Below are 18170 nucleotides of genomic sequence, written 5' to 3'. Positions count from 1 at the left end.
CCAACAGAATTCTCGCGAACTTGTACTAAGTTCTTTTTGACACGACATTGCTCACATTGCTTCCAGTGTAATTTATAGCTTTTAGGTAAAGCTGTGGTATTCAATTTGAATGGCTTTACCGGTTTTTGCTAGGCGACATCTTCGGGTGTCGCTTTTTTTATATCTCAATTTCAACAAGATGCATATTTAGTGGCACGTTTTTTAGTGAATAAAACGCCATCAGTATTCTTTTCCACAATGCAAGATCTTAAAAAGATCGTTGATCATATGTTCGATCTGTAATTTTGTTCTTTATTTACAATGGTTTATTTGTGTTTTTTGTTAGGTTTAACTTAGTTCTCAACAGGGTGGGTAAATAATATAAACAGAGTTATCCACAGATGGAGCGTGCCTCAGAACACAAAATAACTATAAATTGATTATTACGAACACAATCGAGTGAACGGATACAGATCGACAACGTAGAATCCAACCAACAGACGTGGCATCCTTAACAGATTATTTCTGTACTTACTGGATACACAAACATTATGGCTCGTATTCCTGATAATCCATTGATTCTGATCGATGGCTCTTCTTACCTATATCGCGCGTTCCATGCCTACCCGGGCACCATGAGCAATGGTGATATCCCTACTAACGCTGTTTACGGTGTGGTTAACATGTTACGCAGCATGATGCGTCAATTTGCTTCTGATCGTATTGCGGTTATTTTTGATGCGAAAGGAAAGACGTTCCGTGATGACATGTACCCAGAGTACAAAGCAAACCGCCCACCAATGCCTGACGATCTTCGTTGTCAGATAGAGCCACTGCACAATGTTATTCGTGCGATGGGTTTGCCACTTATCTCTATTCCTGGCGTTGAAGCGGATGACGTGATTGGTACGTTGGCTTCTCAAGCTTCTGCGATGGGTATGCCTGTGCTTATCAGTACTGGTGATAAAGACATGGCACAGTTGGTTGATGACAACGTTACCTTGATCAACACAATGACCAATGTAGTGATGGATCGTGAAGGTGTTATCGAGAAGTTTGGTATCCCACCAGAGTTGATCATCGATTATCTCGCGCTGATGGGCGATAAAGTGGATAACATTCCGGGCATTCCAGGTGTTGGTGATAAGACCGCAACAGCATTGTTGCAAGGTATCGGTAGTATCGAAAAGTTGTATCAAAATCTTGATGATATTGCGGCGCTTGGTTTCCGTGGTTCGAAAACCATGGCTAAGAAGCTGGCTGATAATAAAGACAATGCTGATATGTCTTACCAGCTTGCGACAATTAAGCTCGATGTCGAGCTTGAAGACACGCCAGAGTCTCTCGTGAAAGCACAACCAAATATCGATGAGCTGATTAAGCTATATGGTCAGTTGGTGTTTAAATCTTGGCTGAACGAGCTACTTGAAGGTGGCAGTGGCGTAGTTGAAGCTGATGAAAGATCGGCTGGTGCGGTACGCAGTAGCACTTCAACAACGACCTCTACCGTAGAAATGAACACCTCTGCTGTGACGATAGACCGTAGTCACTACGAGACGATCTTGGATGAAGCATCATTCAATGTATGGCTAGAGAAGCTCAAAGCAGCCGAAGTGTTTGCCTTTGATACTGAAACTGACAGCCTAGATTACATGGTCGCTAACCTTGTCGGCCTGTCATTCGCAACCGAAGAAGGCGTTGCCGCTTACGTACCTGTTGCCCATGACTACTTAGACGCACCACAACAGTTGGATCGTGATTGGGTACTTGAACAGCTTAAACCTATTCTAGAAGATGACGCACAAGCAAAAGTGGGTCAAAACCTGAAGTACGATATGAGTGTGCTCGCGCGCTACGGTATCGATATGAAGGGCATCAAACACGATACTATGCTGGCTTCTTACGTTTTCAATAGCGTTGGTGGTAAACATGATATGGATAGCTTGGCACTGCGTTTCCTACAACACAGCTGCATCTCATTCGAACAAATTGCCGGTAAAGGTAAGAAACAGCTTACTTTCAACCAAATTGAACTGGGTGAAGCCTCTCCGTATGCCGCGGAAGATGCGGATGTGACATTACGTCTTCATAACCGCTTAATGGAAAATCTTGATCAAGATGAAAAGCTAAAAGCGATCTATGAAGAAATTGAAGTCCCACTGATCCCTGTGATGTCTCGTATTGAGCGCACGGGTGTATTCATTGATGACATGCTGTTAGGCGCACAATCGCAAGAGATTGCAGTTCGCCTTGATGAACTAGAGCAGAAAGCCTACGAAATTGCAGAGCAAGAGTTCAACATGAACTCTCCTAAGCAGCTGCAAGCTATCTTGTTTGAAAAAATGGGCTTACCGGTTATCAAGAAAACACCATCAGGAGCAGCTTCAACCAACGAAGAAGTGTTGCAAGAGTTGGCTCTTGATTACCCTCTACCTAAGTTGATCATTGAGTATCGTGGCCTAGCAAAACTGAAGTCTACTTATACAGATAAGCTGCCTAAGATGATCAATGCAGAAACGGGTCGTGTTCATACGTCTTACCATCAAGCAGTGACCGCGACGGGCCGTTTGTCTTCGACCGATCCAAACCTACAAAACATCCCAATTCGTAATGAAGAAGGTCGTCGTATCCGCCAAGCATTCGTTGCACAACACGGTTGGAAGATTCTCGCAGTCGATTACTCGCAAATTGAATTGCGTATCATGGCGCACCTATCGGGTGACAAAGCGTTACTGGAAGCGTTCCAACAAGGTAAAGATATTCACGCAGCAACTGCTGCTGAGATTATCGGTGTTGATATTGATCAGGTAACTACTGAACAACGTCGTCGTGCGAAAGCGGTTAACTTTGGTCTTATCTATGGCATGAGTGCGTTCGGCTTGGCTAAGCAGCTTGGTATTCCTCGTGGTGAAGCACAACATTATATGGACACTTACTTTGAACGCTACCCTGGCGTGATGCAGTATATGGAAGACACACGTAGCACAGCTTCAGAGCAAGGCTTTGTTGAAACCATTTACGGTCGTCGTCTACATTTACCAGAGATTCAATCTCGTAATGGCATGCGTCGTAAAGCAGCTGAACGTGCGGCGATCAATGCGCCAATGCAAGGTACAGCGGCTGACATTATCAAGAAAGCGATGTTGTTGGTTGATGAGTGGATTCGAGCGGAAGGTGATGGTCGTGTGAAGTTATTGATGCAAGTACACGATGAATTGGTATTTGAAGTCCAAGAGTCATCTTTAGCCGAAATTGAAAGTAAAGTACAACAATTGATGGAGTCAGCGGCTGATCTAGCAGTACCATTAGTCGCGGAAGCTGGCCACGGTGACAACTGGGATCAAGCCCACTAATCAGTTTTTGACCTTATTGAGTAAATTAGTATGAGCCAGTGCACAAACACTGGCTTTTTTTTGTCTAAAATAAAGTTGAGCCGGAAAATTTATTTGCGTGTTTTAATAAAACATTCATGAAAAAAAATTACAAAAATGGTTTTCATTTCTGAGTAATTGTTGTACATTAAATCTTGTAGGGTACAGAGGTAAGATGTTCTATCTTTCAGACCTTTTGTTTCACGTTATTGGATTAGGCTGATTCAGCCGCCCCAGTCAGTATTTGACTGGGGCGTTTTTTCTTGTGCGAAAGAAAAATATTTCCAACCTATAATTCTCCTATTGTTCCGCTTGTTTTTAGAGCCTTTTCTTACATCGTTCAAAATCCCCCTCAATTACGTAATTTTTCCTAAATCTGGAATTCAATCAGCAATTGGTAATTTTAATTCATCCGAAAGTTGATTGTTTTATCGGTTGAAATAACTTTTATTTTACAAGTTGCCTAAAAAGGATTGATAGCTCGCGCCTTATTTATCAGTGCATTGAGGTGGTGAATGTTCAATGTGGCTCATAATTTCTTGTTGTTTCTCAGTACTGAATTTCAGAGCTTCGGCGGTGATTTGGATGGATTGCGCCATAGAAGAGATATTGTGGGTCGCTTTCACCAACGTTTGCTGCATAGGCTTTAAGATAAGTAGGTAGATAGCGGTCAGAGCGATAATAATGACGGCGATAACGGCTGCCAACGCAATAATGATTTTGGTTTGTATGTCATCTAGCAGCAATTGACTGGTTTTCTTAAAGGCGATTCGAGAATTGTCTAAGGCTTGCGGCAGTTGGTTGAGGGATGTTTTGGTTGAACTAGCGAGCTTATTAATGCTCTCAACGGTTTGATTCAATGCTTGCTGCTGATCATCGCTGAGATTGGGGTTGTTGACGATAGCTTGCAACGATTGTGATATCGCCTCGAGAGATTCACTTGCCTCCTGAGCGTACTTCTCCATGCCGTCGAGATCTAAGGTCATATCAACATTGACCAGAGCGGCCTCGGTCTTGGGTTGTTCCGATTCAGATGCTACACCGGAAAATGAGATCAATATAAGCGCGATGGTCGCCAAGGGTTTTTTCCACATGAGCATTCCTTTCTCATTGTTCTGTTTATTTAGATGTGTCTTTTAGTATGGTTCACTTCTCTCGTTTCTAACTGATTAATATTGTCTTTAATTCTCAAGATTTAGGTTTAACTCACTAATTTGTGGGCAAAAAAATACCCCACCTATATAAGGCGGGGTATTGATAAGGCTAAATCGCTTGTTGGCAGCGCTTTAACCTATAACGATATAGATAGAAGAACTACTCTGCGTCGTTTTGTTCTTCGTCCGCTAGCTCATCAATGATCTGATCAGCAAAAGCTGGGGCAAACCACTCATCCATCTTGGCACGCAGTTGATCAACGCCGATGCCTTTCATTGAAGAGAAGACATCAACCGCGACATCGCCACCGAAAGATTTTGCATCGTTACGGATTTTCAGTAGTTGCGCTTTACGAGCGCCACTTTTCAGTTTGTCTGCTTTTGTTAACAAAACTTGCACTGGGATGCGGCTATCGATAGCCCAGTAGATCATTTGTTGGTCAAGGTCTTTCATTGGGTGACGGATATCCATCAATACCACTAAACCTTTCAAGCTTTCGCGTCGCTGTAGGTATTCACCTAGCGACTTCTGCCATTTTTTCTTCAGCTCAAGAGGGACTTGAGCAAAGCCATATCCAGGTAAATCGACGATATGACAACCGTCCGTTACCTTAAATAGGTTAATTAGCTGAGTTCGACCTGGTGTTTTACTGGTTTTCGCCAAGCCTTTTTGGTTTGTAACGCGATTTAGCGCGCTAGATTTACCAGCATTGGAGCGTCCTGCAAACGCAATTTCGATCCCTTCGTCTTCTGGTAAATGACGAATATCAGGTGCACTGGTAATGAAATGCGTGTTTTGATAATGAATTTTTACGCTCACTGTTAACTCCATCTCGACTTTGTGTAGTCGATTGATTACTTTTTTGTGAATTTGTGTAAAATAACCGTGCTCGGCATAAGGTCGCCTATTGTACCATGAGTGGCAACATAGAGTGGTACTGGAAGCTTGATAATTATAATGGAATGTCATGAAGAAATTAGCGCTAATTTTGAGTCTTTTAGCCAGCTGCTCAGTATGGGCTCAAGGTAGTATTGAAGCTGGTAAAGCCAAATCACAAACATGTGTTGCCTGCCACGGTGCTGACGGCAACAGTCTGATCACGCAGTACCCTAAACTGGCTGGTCAACATGAGAAGTACCTAGATAAGCAGTTAAAAGAGCTTAAACTCGGTATGACTAGTGGTGGTAAGCAAGGTCGTAATGAACCTGTAATGGGTGCGATGGCGATGTCTTTATCTGAAGAAGATATGGCTGATCTAGCGGCATACTACGCCTCTCTACCTATCTCTAGTAACTCTACTCCTGAAAATGTTGTAGATGAAGGTAAGGTTCTTTACACAGCGGGTGATGCAGAGCGTGGCGTAACAGCATGTACTGCTTGTCATGGCCCACGTGGTAACGGTACCGAGCTTTCTGGTTTCCCTAAAATTTCAGGCCAACACGCAGATTACATCAAGGCTCAACTTGAGAAATTCCGCGATGGTAGTCGTAATAACGACATGAATGCGATGATGCGTGATGTAGCTAAAAAGTTAACAGACGCAGATATTGATACCTTATCGAAGTACGTTGGTGGTTTACACTAATATGTCGGTTTCTTGTTCTTAGCCAGAGCAATGAAATGTACGTTCGAGCGAGATTGAAGAGACGCCCCGATCAGAAATGATCGGGGCGTTTTCTTTTGTATTGGTTTTATTAATATGTTTTGTTCTGATGTCTAATTTATCTATGTGTGATCGATTTGTGTACAAAAGTGTGAGCTTGAACTCTTGTAGTCTTTTTGTAACCGGGTAAAGTATCGGCCATCAGCTAGGAGCTGACTTAGATATGGATGGTCATCTAGTCTAACGGTATAGACAGAAATGGATCAGGCTAGGACAGCCCAGCAACAAGGTGTTAGAAAAGGATAGCCAAAACTCATCAGGACGATGAACAACAAATAAATTTGGCATGGAAAGCACCAATAACAAATGGAGATTTGTGTACCAAGTTGAGTATGCAAATTTTGGCCGATATAGGCAGATTTAGAGAGCGATAGGTTTTCCTATCGCTTTTTTTATTGATTTGATGAAAAAACACCCAATACCCCTCCACTATAAACTCAGTTTCTGGTATGTTTCGCATCCCTGTTTAAGGATGTGCTATGTATACTTGTCCCTTATGCCATCACCAAGGCGTGAATCACTATTTTGAAGACAAACGCAGAGCCTATCTGCAGTGTCAGCAATGTGAACTGGTATTTGTTAAACCTGAACAAAGGTTAGAAGCAAAAGAAGAGAAAGCGCACTATGATCTCCATGAGAACGATCCTAGTGATGCAGGCTATCGCCGTTTTTTATCTCGCATCGCAGATCCACTAACAGACAAAATTTCATCTAGCTCACAAGGGTTGGATTTTGGTTGTGGCCCAGGCCCTACGCTATCTATTATGTTAGAAGAAGCCGGACACACCATGGAGTTGTACGATATCTATTACCACCCAGATACTTCTGTGTTGGAAAGAACGTATGACTTTATGACTGCCACGGAGGTGATAGAGCATCTTTATCACCCAGACAAAGTGTGGCAGCAATGGTTGAATTTAGTTAAACCCAAGGGCTGGATTGGTCTTATGACTAAGCTAGTAATAGACGTAGACGCGTTTGCTGGTTGGCACTACAAGAATGACCCGACTCATGTTGTCTTCTTTAGTCGTCAAACATTCCAGTTTTTGGCAGAGCGGGATAAGCTCGAACTAGAATTTTTTGGAAATGATGTAATTTTACTGAGGAAAGTGCAGTAATGGGCCGTAGTAAGAAATCAAGAAAACCGGGAGCACTTGGCGCTCCTGAACCTATCGTTACTCGTAACCGTAGTGAATCTGATGTTGAAGGTCGTGAACGTAAGCGTGTTAAAAAGCGCAAAGGCCTTAAGTCTGGCAGCCGTCACTCAGATGGTAGCGAAGCAAAACAGCGTAAAGCTGCACTAGCTCGCGACCCTCGTTTAGGCAGCAAGAAAAAGATCCCGCTGATTGTTGAACCAGCGAAGAAATCGACCAAACAAGAGCGCAAGCTATCTAACGAACAAGAGTTAGAGATGCTTGAGAATGATGCTCAACTGAACACGCTAATAGATCGTATCGAAAATGGTGAAAACCTAGGTGCAGGTCTACAGAAGTTTGTTGATGAAAAACTTGATCGTATCGAACACCTAATGGGCCGCTTGGGTCTGCTAGAGCCAGAAGACGATGAAGAAGAGATCTTCGAAGAAGCTCCTGTTGTAGCGAAGAAGAAGAAAGCAAGCTCTGATGAAGACTTGCTATCTCAGTTCGAAGACTTCGATTTAGACAGCTTTAAAGGTTAAGAGCCAATGAATGTAACCTTATTAGCAATTGCTGGCGGAATTATCATTCTCGGCTTGGGCTCTTATGCAGGTTACCTTCTACTTCAAGTGAAGAAGCAGACGGAGTTGCAAAAGCAGCATCAAGCACTTGCTATTGAAAAGCGCAACGCAACGATTTACGAAAACGTAAATACCTTGTGTCTAGCGGGCATTCAAGGGCAGTGTGACTTACCTGAGATCAGTATCCGAGTGTGTATCATTATGGATAATGTTCAGGGTGATGAGCGTGTCGATTTTGATTCTGAATACCCTGCTCTTTCCGAGCTGTACCATATCGTAAAAGATATGGCTCGCGGAGATGCAAGGCAAGAACTGACGAAGAAAGAACGCATGCAGCAGAATCTCACACGCCATAAGGCAGAGACTCGCTTGAATGATTCGGTTATCGAAGATTTGAAACGGTTGCAGGAGAAGGTTAAACCTCTCAACAACCAAATCAACATTCAGATGATCTAATCACTGAGACTTTTAGATAATAGAGGCTTGTTTAACACACGGTGTTTTTAAACATATCGCTTTAAGATTTACCGTCTTTAAGGTGTACTGTTTTTAATGTACCTTATCTTCGCAGATAGTGTTAAATGAGCCTTCTTACCTTTTGCGCCTCTTTATTTCGGTGCATTGTTAGTGATCAAGCTAGCAGTTCTGAGTTTTTCTCTGAAAAAAAGATTTTGTCTTGAAACGACCTTACAGGTCGTGTGGCAAAATAACCCGTCTATATTTTAATGTATGTAAAATGATTTGAGAGACCTTAGGTTCTCGCGGATCTAAATTGGAATTACCGCTATGTCGAGCAAGCCAGTAACAACGAATCAGCAAATCGTTTGGGATCAAGAAATCTTAAACAAGTACAACTATTCGGGACCTCGTTACACTTCATACCCAACTGCGTTGGAGTTCCATGAAGCGTTTACCGTCGCTGATTACGACATGGCGTGTACGCAATATCCAGAGCGTCCACTCTCTCTTTATGTGCATATCCCGTTCTGTCACAAGCTTTGTTACTACTGTGGTTGTAACAAGGTAATTACTCGTCACTCGCACAAAGCGGATGAGTACCTTGATGTGATTGAGCATGAAATTCGTCAACGCGCTTCTTTGTTGAATGGTCGTGAGGTAACTCAACTGCACTTCGGTGGCGGTACCCCGACATTCCTAACGAAAGTACAAATCACTCGTTTGATGATGATTCTGCGTGATGAATTTAACTTCACAGCGGATGCTGAAATCAGTATCGAAGTTGACCCTCGCGAGATCGAACTCGATGTACTAGACCACTTACGTAGCGAAGGTTTTAACCGCTTAAGTATCGGTGTTCAAGATTTCAATAAAGAAGTACAGAAGCTAGTTAACCGTGAGCAAGATGAAGAATTCATTATTGCGATGGTTCAACGTGCAAAAGACCTGGGTTTCCGTTCAACCAACCTAGATTTGATTTACGGATTACCAAAACAAACTCAAGTATTGTTTGCTGAAACACTGAAGCAAGTACTTGAGATGAAGCCAGGTCGTCTCTCTGTCTTTAACTATGCACACATGCCGCAACTGTTTGCAGCTCAGCGCAAGATTAAAGATGAAGATTTGCCAGAAGCAAAAGAAAAAATGGCTATCTTACAAGATACCATTGAGACCTTAACGGGCGCGGGCTACCAGTTCATTGGTATGGACCACTTTGCTCTACCAGAAGACGAGCTAGCAGTAGCTCAGCGTGAAGGTATCCTGCATCGTAACTTCCAAGGCTACACGACCCAAGGTGAAGCTGACCTGATTGGCTTTGGCGTTTCGGCTATCTCTATGGTGGGTGATGCTTACGCTCAGAACCAAAAAGAGCTGAAAAAATACTACGCTCAGGTTAATGACCTACGCCACGCACTTTGGAAAGGCGTCGCACTTGATAGCGATGATTTACTGCGTCGTGAAGTGATTAAGCAGCTTATCTGTAACTTTAAGTTGGATAAGACGATGATCGAATCTGAGTTTTCAGTCGATTTTAATCGTTACTTCAAAGAAGACCTAGGATTGCTGCAAACCTTCATCAACGATGAGTTGGTTGAAGTCGATGACAAAGAAATCCGTGTGACTCTGCGTGGCCGCCTGTTGATTCGTAACATCTGTATGTGTTTCGATAAATACCTACGTGCTAAGGCTCGCCAACAACAATTCTCTCGCGTGATTTAATCATTCGGTCGAGAAAAAACATAAAAAATGCCAGCATGATGCTGGCATTTTTGTATCTGACTCATTCGATTTCTGTTTGATTTAGCTGAGGCTTTTTTTGGTGTTTTGTTTGGCCTTGGTGCTTTGTTTGGCTTCGTTATTCGGTTTAACCTTGGCATTCTGTTGAGCATTGCTGAGATCGATAGGCCATTGGTCAAACGGAACCGGTCGACCGTATAAGAACCCCTGAGCAAGTGGGCATTTTAGTTGCTTGAGGAGTTCTGCCTGTTGCTGTGTTTCAACGCCTTCTGCCACTAAGCTCACTTTGAAACCCTTGGTGATGTTAACGATGGCCGCGACGATCGAGCTGTCTAGGTTCTCTTTTTCCAGCTTGCTGACGAAGCTGCGATCGATCTTTAAGCAATCAAATGGCAGTTTGTGTAAATAAGCCAGTGACGAATAGCCGGTACCAAAGTCATCAATTGCAATCGAGATGCCTAATGCTTTTAGCGTCAGCATGTTATCGATGATGGCAGGGTCATTGTCGACGATGCGTGACTCAGTGATCTCTAGTGTCAGGTTGCTTGCTGGTAGCTTGGTGTCACGTAGCGTGCTTTTAACTTGTTCAACAAAGCCACTTTCACTCAGTTGATCGACTGAAAGGTTAACGTGAATAGAGAAGTCCTTGCTCCATTTTCCTGACTCAATCGCGATTGCAGTATCTCGACACGACTTATGTAGAATTTGCTTGCCGATATCGTAAATAAGCCCGCTCTCTTCAGCGAGAGGAATGAATTCAAGTGGTGAGACTATTCCTTCATCGGCTATCCAGCGTGCTAAAGCTTCAGCCCCAATGGTCGATCCGGATTCTAGATCAATAATAGGTTGATAGAAGGGTTCGAACTGTTGAAGTTCAATCGCTCGGTTCATCCGCGCCAGCATCTTAGTGCGATGTCTTGATGCTTTACCCATCTCAGGGCTGTAAATGCTGACACTGGCTTTGTCTTGTTTTGCGTTGCTCAAAGCAATGCTACTACTACGCAGCAGTAGCGCAATGTCGTGGACGTTAGATACGCCGACGACTCCCATCGATACCTTAATGACGACACTTTCTGATTCCATTGAAAATGGGGAAGCAAAGGTTTGAAGCAAGCGATTAGTCAGTAGTTGAGCTTCCTCGCTTTGGATGACGTTCGGGGCGTAAATGGCGAACTCATCACCGCCAGTGCGAGCTAATAGGTACTCGGATGGCAATGTACCTCTTAAACGAGCGGCCGCAATGATAAGCAATTGGTCACCATTGTAATGACCAAGGCTGTCATTGATGTCTCGGAAGCGATCAATACCCACTAAATAAAGTGTGCCTTTTTCGTTTGCAGGGTTTTTCTTGGCAGCGTCGATAAAGCCTTCTCGGCTATATAATTTGGTTAATGAGTCATAGGTAAGCTGAGACTGTAATGCTTGAAAGGAAGCCTTTAAGTTGTTGGTCATTTCATTGAATGACTCCACCAACATGCTGGTTTCATAGATATGCCCTGTCTTTGGCATACTCGTGTTCCAATCGCCCTTAGCAAGACGCTTTGCCGCATCCGCTGTTGAGGTGATGGGTTGGGTTACGCGATTGAAGGCAATTAATCCTGCAATGACACCAATGCAACTCAGCGCTAGCCCGAGCAACCAGCTGTTTCTTTGGTTTTCAGGTAATTCACCGAGTAGGTTGCTTTCAGGGATCGACATACCAATAAACCAAGTGATGCCGTGCTCATCTTCATAAGGGGTGATCTGGTTGAAGTATCGTTCGTTGTCTAGGCGAAAGCTAAAGCGCTGCACGCCCAAATTTTCGATTAGGTGAAATTGGTCTACGTAGCTAGCACTTTCACGTATTACCGGGTTAGCGCTCTCTGATGCTAGTAATCGTTGGCCTTTATTGGTTTTCCCTGTTCCCCAAGAGACCACGCTGCCGCCACTCGAGTGAGCGACCAAGCGTTGCTGTTTATCAATGATATAAACAGAGGCATCCGTTTTATCTTTAAGTTCTTTGAGAAACGCATTGAAGGTATTGATCTTAATATCGCTGACGACGACGGCTTTGAATTCGTTGTTATCATAGATAGGGGCGAGGGCAGATAAGGTGATCTCTTGTCGTTCATCTGCATTGGCATAAATTGGCGACCATACAGCCTTTTTTTGCGTAGCAACGGGTGTGTACCAAGGGCGGACTCTCGGGTCGTAACCTGAAATCACCGATCGAATGTCTTCGCTAATTGTGCTGCCGCGGTAAATGACCAACTGATCGTTAGTACGGTCGTCTTGTACCATCAAGGTATAGCCGTTATTCGCTTCTTTACGAAAACCGACATAGTTACCATCTTCAGAACCAAAGCCGATCACATCGAGTTGAGGTATAGCAGTGAAATGGTCTGAAAACGTATAAAAAATGTAGTCTTGGACCTTGCTAAGGTTTCCCGCTTGGTAAAGGTGGTGGTAGCCGATGTTATGGCTGAGCGAGAGGTTCGCGTGAAATGGCTTTTCTAAAAAGTTGGACAGGCTTTGATGAACGTGATCAGTGAGTGAAGTTAGTTGGCGTACACTAATATCACTCACCATCTCTTTGTAGCTTTGTTTTTGAGTGAAAACCATTACGCTCATAGTGAACAGAAAAATCATCACGAATGGCAGAACCACAGCAGTTCTCAAGGTAATCGGTGTTTTCAAAGACATCTTTAGCTACAACTTTGGTGAATAGTGCACTGTAATTGTACCGACACTATTTAAACCAAGCGACACTTTTTTGGTTAAAAAAGTAGCTGCATCGAGAGTCATATAAGGTCTAGTACAGTTCTTTGAGTTTACGAGTTAGGGTGTTTCTCCCCCATCCCAAAACCTTGGCTGCATCTTGTTTGTGACCATTAGTATGGTTGAGTGCAGCTTCTAGCAATATACGTTCAAACTCTGGCAGAGCATAAGTCAGCAGCTCCTTTTCGCCGGAATCGAGCGCAGACTTTGCCCAATTAGCGAGCAGCTGCTGCCAATTATCTCCAGAGCCTGAAGTCGTCACGACTTTCTCTTCCAGCAACTCCGGTGGCAGATCGGAAGGGAGTATCTCACTGCCGCTGGCCATTACGGTTAACCAACGACAAATGTTCTCAAGCTGACGTACGTTACCTGGCCAATTCAGTTGATTGAGTTTCAAGATTGTTTCTGAATGCAGTGTCTTTACTTCAACCCCTAATTCTTCTGCAGCTGATGCTAAAAAGTGGTGAGTCAGCTTTTCAATATCTTGTTTACGTTCACGTAGTGCAGGGATATGAATGCGGATTACATTCAGTCTGTGGAAAAGGTCTTCACGGAAGCCGCCTTCATGTACTAAGCGTTCAAGGTCTTGGTGGGTCGCGGCTACGATACGAACATCAACCTTAACTGCAGAGTGACCACCTACGCGATAAAATTGACCATCAGAAAGTACACGCAATAGGCGAGTTTGAATGTCGAGTGGCATGTCACCAATTTCATCCAAAAACAGTGTGCCACCGTTAGCTTGTTCAAAACGCCCTTGACGGACACTGTTGGCACCCGTAAAGGCACCTTTTTCGTGGCCAAATAACTCCGATTCAATCAAATCTTTAGGAATGGCAGCCATATTAAGAGCGATGAAGGGTTTTTTAGCTCTCGGGCTGTGCCGGTGCAAGGCATGTGCGACAAGTTCTTTGCCTGTGCCCGATTCCCCGTTAATAAGAACCGAGATAGAAGAGCGAGACAAACGGCCAATCGCTCGGAAAACTTCCTGCATCGCGGGCGCTTCACCAATAATTTCCGGTGCGTTGGTTTCTTCGGTTACTTCGCTGGCTTGTTCACGTTTCTGCTCATGGCTATGCGCAATCGCTCGCTCTACTAGAGTTAATGTTTCATCAATATCAAACGGCTTAGGCAGATATTCAAACGCCCCTTTTTGATAGGCATTTACCGCAGCATCGAGGTCCGAGTGTGCCGTCATGATAATCACTGGCAGGTCGGGAGAGCGCTGATGAACCTGATGTAAGAGCTCAATCCCGTCAATGCCGGGCATTCGAATATCAGATACCAAAACATCGGGTGTTTCGCGCTCAAGAGCAAGTAATACGCTCTCTGCGTCTGCAAATGTTTCGCACTTTATATCTGCCGATGACAGTGTTTTTTCTACTACCCAGCGGATAGAGCTGTCGTCATCGACGACCCAAACGTATCCCTTACTCATAATTCAATTCCTTTGCAGCCAAATCTATTGTGATAATCATTGTTGTTTTTATGATGTCTTTAATCTTTGTGTTACCGAGTTAAGCCTTTCATCTCGCTGTCTAATCGCGAGGTTCTGTTGACCTAAATTGGCAAGTAAATCGTGAATGTGGTGTTACCCGGCCAGCTCTCAACGTCAATTTTCCCATTGTGCTGATCGATCAAATTTTGAGATATCGACAATCCTAATCCAGTGCCACCTTCTCGTCCGCTGACCATTGGGTAAAACAGCGTGTCTTTTAATTCATCAGGGATGCCGGGGCCGTTATCGCTGATCTCTATACGAGCAGCGAGCTTGTGTCGTTGGCCATGAATGTTGGCTTGATGCACCGTTCTGGTGCGAATGGTGATTTTCCCTGATTCTTGGGTCTTTAAAATCTGTGCAGCATTGCTCACGATATTGAGCATGGCTTGTTCAACTTGGGCGGAATCCATCAAAATTGCGGGTAAGCTCGGGTCGTAATCTCTTTCGATAGCGAGTGTTGAACCCGATTCGAGCTCGACTAGTTGTCTTACTTTTTCGAGTATTTGGTGGAGATTTTCTTCCGACTTTGTTCCTGGCTTTTGTGGACCAAGAAGGCGATCAACTAAGGCTCTCAAGCGGTCAGCTTGCTCAATAATGATCTGGGTATATTCATTGAGCGACTGATCGGGCAGCATTTTTCCAAGCAATTGCGCCGCACCTCTTAAACCTCCCAACGGGTTTTTAATTTCATGCGCCAACCCACGTACCAGCAGCTTAGCCGCTTGTTGTTGGGCGTGTTGGTTTAGCTCTTGGCTGAGCCGTCTTTGTTGGTCTATCTTGCGCATCTCAACCAATAGCAAGGTCTCTCGCTGCCAAGAGATTGGACTAACCGTAACCTCAAGCATTAATGGGCGGTTATCGACCACAAAGGTAACGTCACTATCAGTAATGCTCTGGCCACTTTGTAGAGGTTGAGTTAAGAGTGCTAAGTCGAGAGACGCATGTTGGATGAGCTGACTCAATGGGTGATCAACGATACGTCTCGCGCTTTGTGAAAAGAGTTGTTCAGCCGCAGGGTTGGCGTATCGCACATTCAGTTGCTCATCGAGCATCAATGTCGAAGTCACCATATTGTCGAGAATGGCGCTGGAAAGGTGATGTGTATCTATGCTGTCGCTTTTCGCTGATCGATTCACTATTTCGTCCTTGAACTGGTGTTTTTCTCACTGCACCAAATTGGTGCGTAGCTAAGTTCAAGTATGGCGCATATCAATCAGAAGCTAAAGATAATTCATTAAAGGTGCTAAAAGCGGCTGAGATTAGGTGAAAAATCGAAGTAATTCAGTCTCTTTTAACACATTGGCCTACTTGATCGTCGCTCGGTGTAAATACACAGTGACTGGACTAGTAGATGCAATAAGCTTGCCGCTTCTATGTGCTTGAATTGCAATGGTGTGAGTACCTCGATCTATGCCTTTCAGTTCCCAAATAGGTTGGGTCTGTGGGGCGCCATATCGACGGCCATCAAGTATCAATTGTAATTGCTCCCCTATACCAAGTTTTCGGTTGAGATCTATCTGAATCGGGATTAAGCCACGGTTGCTACGAATAGTTTGATCATGAATTGGAGTCAGCATGGTAAGGGCTAATTGAGTGGGAATCTCGCGTTCTGTGGTTTCTGTTCCTGCTTGATTTTTATCTGGCGTTGCCGTTTTAGTTGTAGATAAAGCTGCAGCGTCAACAGGCATTGAGGCCTCAAATTTAGGGGCTGGCGCTGACGCTTGTACATCAGGCAGGCGAAGAGACTTGGCACCTTGGTCGGTAGGGGTATCACTAAAGTGGAGAACACCATCCTCATCCACCCAGGTATACACCGTTTGAGCAGAGCACGAGAGAGCGACTGTTAACCCGATCAGGAACAGTATATTTTTCATATCTTTAGCCTCTTTTCACCGCTAGGTGATTTCACGTTTGGCGTTGGTTTTGTTATTGATTTTATTGTATTTATAGCAGCAGCCTCTGAGGGCTTTTGTCTAAGGTATGGTACGAGGAAGCAGAGGGAGGGAGTATATAAAAAAGGCCCGCCTGCGAGGCGAGCCTAATATTTAGTCAGCGATTCTTACAAGGTTGCAGTAAGAAATGGCTTATCTCTACAGGAGATTAAACTGAGTAGTACAGTTCAAATTCAAGTGGGTGTGTAGCCATGTTCACGCGTTGTACGTCGTCAGATTTCAGTTTGATGTAAGAATCGATGAAATCATCTGAGAATACGCCACCTGCAGTTAGGAACTCACGATCGTCGTCTAGAGCCTTAAGTGCAACTTCTAGAGACTCAGCAACTGTTGGGATTTCAGCCGCTTCTTCTGCTGGAAGGTCGTATAGATCTTTATCCATAGCTTCGCCTGGGTGGATCTTGTTCTTGATACCGTCAAGGCCAGCCATCAGCATTGCTGAGTAGCATAGGTATGGGTTAGCTGCTGGGTCACCAAAACGTAGCTCGATACGACGTGCTTTCGGGCTTGGTACTACTGGGATACGGATAGAAGCAGAACGGTTACGTGCTGAGTAAGCAAGCATTACTGGAGCTTCAAAACCAGGTACAAGACGCTTGTACGAGTTCGTTGATGGGTTAGCAAATGCGTTGATTGCACGAGCGTGTTTGATTACACCACCGATGTAGTAAAGCGCCATTTCAGATAGGCCGCCGTACTTATCACCAGCAAACAGGTTAACGCCGTCTTTTGCTAGAGATTGGTGAACGTGCATACCAGAACCGTTGTCACCAACTAGTGGCTTAGGCATGAATGTCGCTGTTTTACCAAATGCGTGAGCAACGTTGTGTACAACGTACTTGTAGATTTGAGTCTCATCAGCTTTTGTTGTTAGCGTATTGAAGCGAGTTGCGATTTCGTTTTGACCCGCAGTTGCTACTTCGTGGTGGTGAGCTTCAACAACTAGACCCATCTCTTCCATTACTAGACACATTGCAGAACGGATGTCTTGAGAAGAATCTACAGGAGCTACTGGGAAGTAACCGCCTTTAACGCCAGGACGGTGACCTTTGTTACCGCCTTCGATGTCAGAACCTGTGTTCCAAGCTGCTTCTACGTCATCAATCTTGAAGAAAGAACCAGACATGTCGTTTGAGAACTTAACGTCATCAAATAGGAAGAATTCTGGCTCTGGACCAACTAGAACTGTGTCTGCGATACCTGTAGAACGTAGGTATTCTTCAGAACGTTTAGCGATAGAGCGAGGGTCACGATCGTAGCCTTGCATTGTTGCAGGCTCAAGGATGTCACAACGGATGTTCAGTGTTGCGTCTTCTGTGAACGGGTCCAGTACAGCAGACGCTGCGTCTGGCATCATTACCATGTCAGATTCGTTAATGCCTTTCCAACCAGCTACTGAAGAGCCGTCAAACATTTTACCTTCTTCGAAGAAGTCAGCATCAACTTGGTGAGAAGGAATAGAGATGTGCTGCTCTTTACCTTTTGTATCAGTAAAACGTAAGTCGATAAATTTAACTTCGTTCTCTTGGATCAGGGATAGTACATTTTCTACTGACATCTTGGATAACCTCCAGTGTTATTAATTCGGTATTAGCTCGATTCGGTTGAAACCAGCATTGATTAATGTCTATAAGTGCATTAATCGATGCTAATTTATGTATAGCCAAAAACGTGCCAAAAAAATTATTCCATTAATTTCAATGATTTACTTGTTTTTCTGTTTTGTTATTTTTGGTTTTTGCACCAAAATGATCTCTGCGTGCACTTAATTGGTGCAATCGTTTGTCTGTGCACCAAGATGAGTCATGATCGGATACCATTCAGCAATGAATTGCCTAAGTTGTCAATCCACTTTTGTCGTTTTGAGAGAGATTCGATT

At 44.0% G+C, this 18170-nt stretch carries 14 protein-coding genes; 7 read left to right on the top strand and 7 right to left on the bottom strand.

The genetic code is table 11. The features are described from left to right. The first annotated feature begins 530 nt into the window (after positions 1 to 530). Positions 531 to 3332: a DNA polymerase I gene (gene polA, locus AACW75_RS24050; protein ID WP_102553923.1), complete on the top strand. Its 2802-nt coding sequence runs from the start codon at positions 531 to 533 to the stop codon at positions 3330 to 3332. A 193-nt stretch (positions 3333 to 3525) separates the two neighbouring features. After that, positions 3526 to 3573 carry a hypothetical protein gene (locus tag AACW75_RS26615; protein WP_438356636.1) on the top strand — a complete coding sequence of 16 codons (48 nt, stop codon included), beginning with the start codon at positions 3526 to 3528 and terminating at the stop codon, positions 3571 to 3573. 265 nt (positions 3574 to 3838) lie between these two features. On the opposite strand, the gene AACW75_RS24045 is transcribed toward AACW75_RS26615, so the two are convergent. Beyond that, entirely contained in the window at positions 3839 to 4444 is a 606-nt protein-coding gene (locus tag AACW75_RS24045) for a GTP-binding protein (RefSeq protein ID WP_145570068.1), read from the bottom strand. A 220-nt stretch (positions 4445 to 4664) separates the two neighbouring features. Then, a complete protein-coding gene (gene yihA / locus AACW75_RS24040; protein WP_145570069.1) occupies positions 4665 to 5324 on the bottom strand; it encodes a ribosome biogenesis GTP-binding protein YihA/YsxC in 660 nt (219 codons plus the stop codon). A 148-nt stretch (positions 5325 to 5472) separates the two neighbouring features. Here yihA and AACW75_RS24035 point away from each other — a divergent pair, with 148 nt between their 5' ends. The 5 genes from AACW75_RS24035 (at position 5473) to hemN (ending at position 10063) form a co-directional block, all read left to right on the top strand. Next, positions 5473 to 6090 carry a c-type cytochrome gene (locus tag AACW75_RS24035; RefSeq protein WP_017075491.1) on the top strand — a complete coding sequence of 206 codons (618 nt, stop codon included), beginning with the start codon at positions 5473 to 5475 and terminating at the stop codon, positions 6088 to 6090. A gap of 557 nt (positions 6091 to 6647) precedes the next feature. Continuing rightward, positions 6648 to 7286: a class I SAM-dependent methyltransferase gene (locus AACW75_RS24030; RefSeq protein WP_017075490.1), complete on the top strand. Its 639-nt coding sequence runs from the start codon at positions 6648 to 6650 to the stop codon at positions 7284 to 7286. Next, positions 7286 to 7846 (top strand): Der GTPase-activating protein YihI, encoded by a 561-nt coding sequence (yihI, locus tag AACW75_RS24025; protein ID WP_017075489.1) that lies wholly within the window; start codon positions 7286 to 7288, stop codon positions 7844 to 7846. Before AACW75_RS24030 ends, yihI begins: the two co-directional genes overlap by 1 nt. Positions 7847 to 7852: 6 nt before the next feature. After that, a complete protein-coding gene (locus AACW75_RS24020; RefSeq protein WP_017075488.1) occupies positions 7853 to 8341 on the top strand; it encodes a DUF2489 domain-containing protein in 489 nt (162 codons plus the stop codon). A 330-nt stretch (positions 8342 to 8671) separates the two neighbouring features. Then, positions 8672 to 10063 carry an oxygen-independent coproporphyrinogen III oxidase gene (hemN, locus tag AACW75_RS24015; RefSeq protein ID WP_102553926.1) on the top strand — a complete coding sequence of 464 codons (1392 nt, stop codon included), beginning with the start codon at positions 8672 to 8674 and terminating at the stop codon, positions 10061 to 10063. Positions 10064 to 10144: 81 nt separating this feature from the next. Here the strand turns inward: hemN and AACW75_RS24010 are convergent, their stop codons facing one another. From AACW75_RS24010 to glnA, 5 genes are all read right to left on the bottom strand, one after another. Beyond that, positions 10145 to 12763, bottom strand: a complete 2619-nt coding sequence (locus AACW75_RS24010) for a bifunctional diguanylate cyclase/phosphodiesterase (RefSeq protein WP_145570070.1) — start codon at positions 12761 to 12763, stop codon at positions 10145 to 10147. A 109-nt stretch (positions 12764 to 12872) separates the two neighbouring features. Next, the gene (gene glnG, locus AACW75_RS24005; protein ID WP_017075485.1) at positions 12873 to 14276 is read right to left on the bottom strand and encodes a nitrogen regulation protein NR(I); all 1404 of its coding nucleotides are present in this window, start codon (positions 14274 to 14276) and stop codon (positions 12873 to 12875) included. A 122-nt stretch (positions 14277 to 14398) separates the two neighbouring features. Next, a complete protein-coding gene (glnL, locus tag AACW75_RS24000) occupies positions 14399 to 15475 on the bottom strand; it encodes a nitrogen regulation protein NR(II) (RefSeq protein WP_017075484.1) in 1077 nt (358 codons plus the stop codon). 168 nt (positions 15476 to 15643) lie between these two features. Then, positions 15644 to 16213 (bottom strand): DUF4124 domain-containing protein, encoded by a 570-nt coding sequence (locus AACW75_RS23995; protein ID WP_102448452.1) that lies wholly within the window; start codon positions 16211 to 16213, stop codon positions 15644 to 15646. 226 nt (positions 16214 to 16439) lie between these two features. Then, on the bottom strand, positions 16440 to 17849 hold the full coding sequence (glnA, locus tag AACW75_RS23990) for a glutamate--ammonia ligase (RefSeq protein ID WP_017075482.1): 1410 nt from the start codon (positions 17847 to 17849) through the stop codon (positions 16440 to 16442). Between the last annotated feature and the right edge of the window lie 321 nt (positions 17850 to 18170).

The sequence above is a fragment of the Vibrio sp. L3-7 genome, from assembly GCF_963898195.1.
Taxonomy (GTDB): domain Bacteria; phylum Pseudomonadota; class Gammaproteobacteria; order Enterobacterales; family Vibrionaceae; genus Vibrio; species Vibrio echinoideorum.
Note: the sequence above shows the minus strand (reverse complement) of the source record. Positions and strands in the feature narration are given on the sequence as shown.

Coding starts and splice junctions, on each gene's coding strand:
- glnG (WP_017075485.1), bottom strand. CDS start 14,276: ATGAGTAAGGGATACGTTTGGGTCGTCGATGACGACAGCTCTATCCGC.
- AACW75_RS24035 (WP_017075491.1), top strand. CDS start 5,473: ATGAAGAAATTAGCGCTAATTTTGAGTCTTTTAGCCAGCTGCTCAGTA.
- glnA (WP_017075482.1), bottom strand. CDS start 17,849: ATGTCAGTAGAAAATGTACTATCCCTGATCCAAGAGAACGAAGTTAAA.
- AACW75_RS24045 (WP_145570068.1), bottom strand. CDS start 4,444: ATGTGGAAAAAACCCTTGGCGACCATCGCGCTTATATTGATCTCATTT.
- polA (WP_102553923.1), top strand. CDS start 531: ATGGCTCGTATTCCTGATAATCCATTGATTCTGATCGATGGCTCTTCT.
- AACW75_RS23995 (WP_102448452.1), bottom strand. CDS start 16,213: ATGAAAAATATACTGTTCCTGATCGGGTTAACAGTCGCTCTCTCGTGC.
- hemN (WP_102553926.1), top strand. CDS start 8,672: ATGTCGAGCAAGCCAGTAACAACGAATCAGCAAATCGTTTGGGATCAA.
- AACW75_RS24020 (WP_017075488.1), top strand. CDS start 7,853: ATGAATGTAACCTTATTAGCAATTGCTGGCGGAATTATCATTCTCGGC.
- AACW75_RS24010 (WP_145570070.1), bottom strand. CDS start 12,763: ATGTCTTTGAAAACACCGATTACCTTGAGAACTGCTGTGGTTCTGCCA.
- AACW75_RS24030 (WP_017075490.1), top strand. CDS start 6,648: ATGTATACTTGTCCCTTATGCCATCACCAAGGCGTGAATCACTATTTT.
- yihI (WP_017075489.1), top strand. CDS start 7,286: ATGGGCCGTAGTAAGAAATCAAGAAAACCGGGAGCACTTGGCGCTCCT.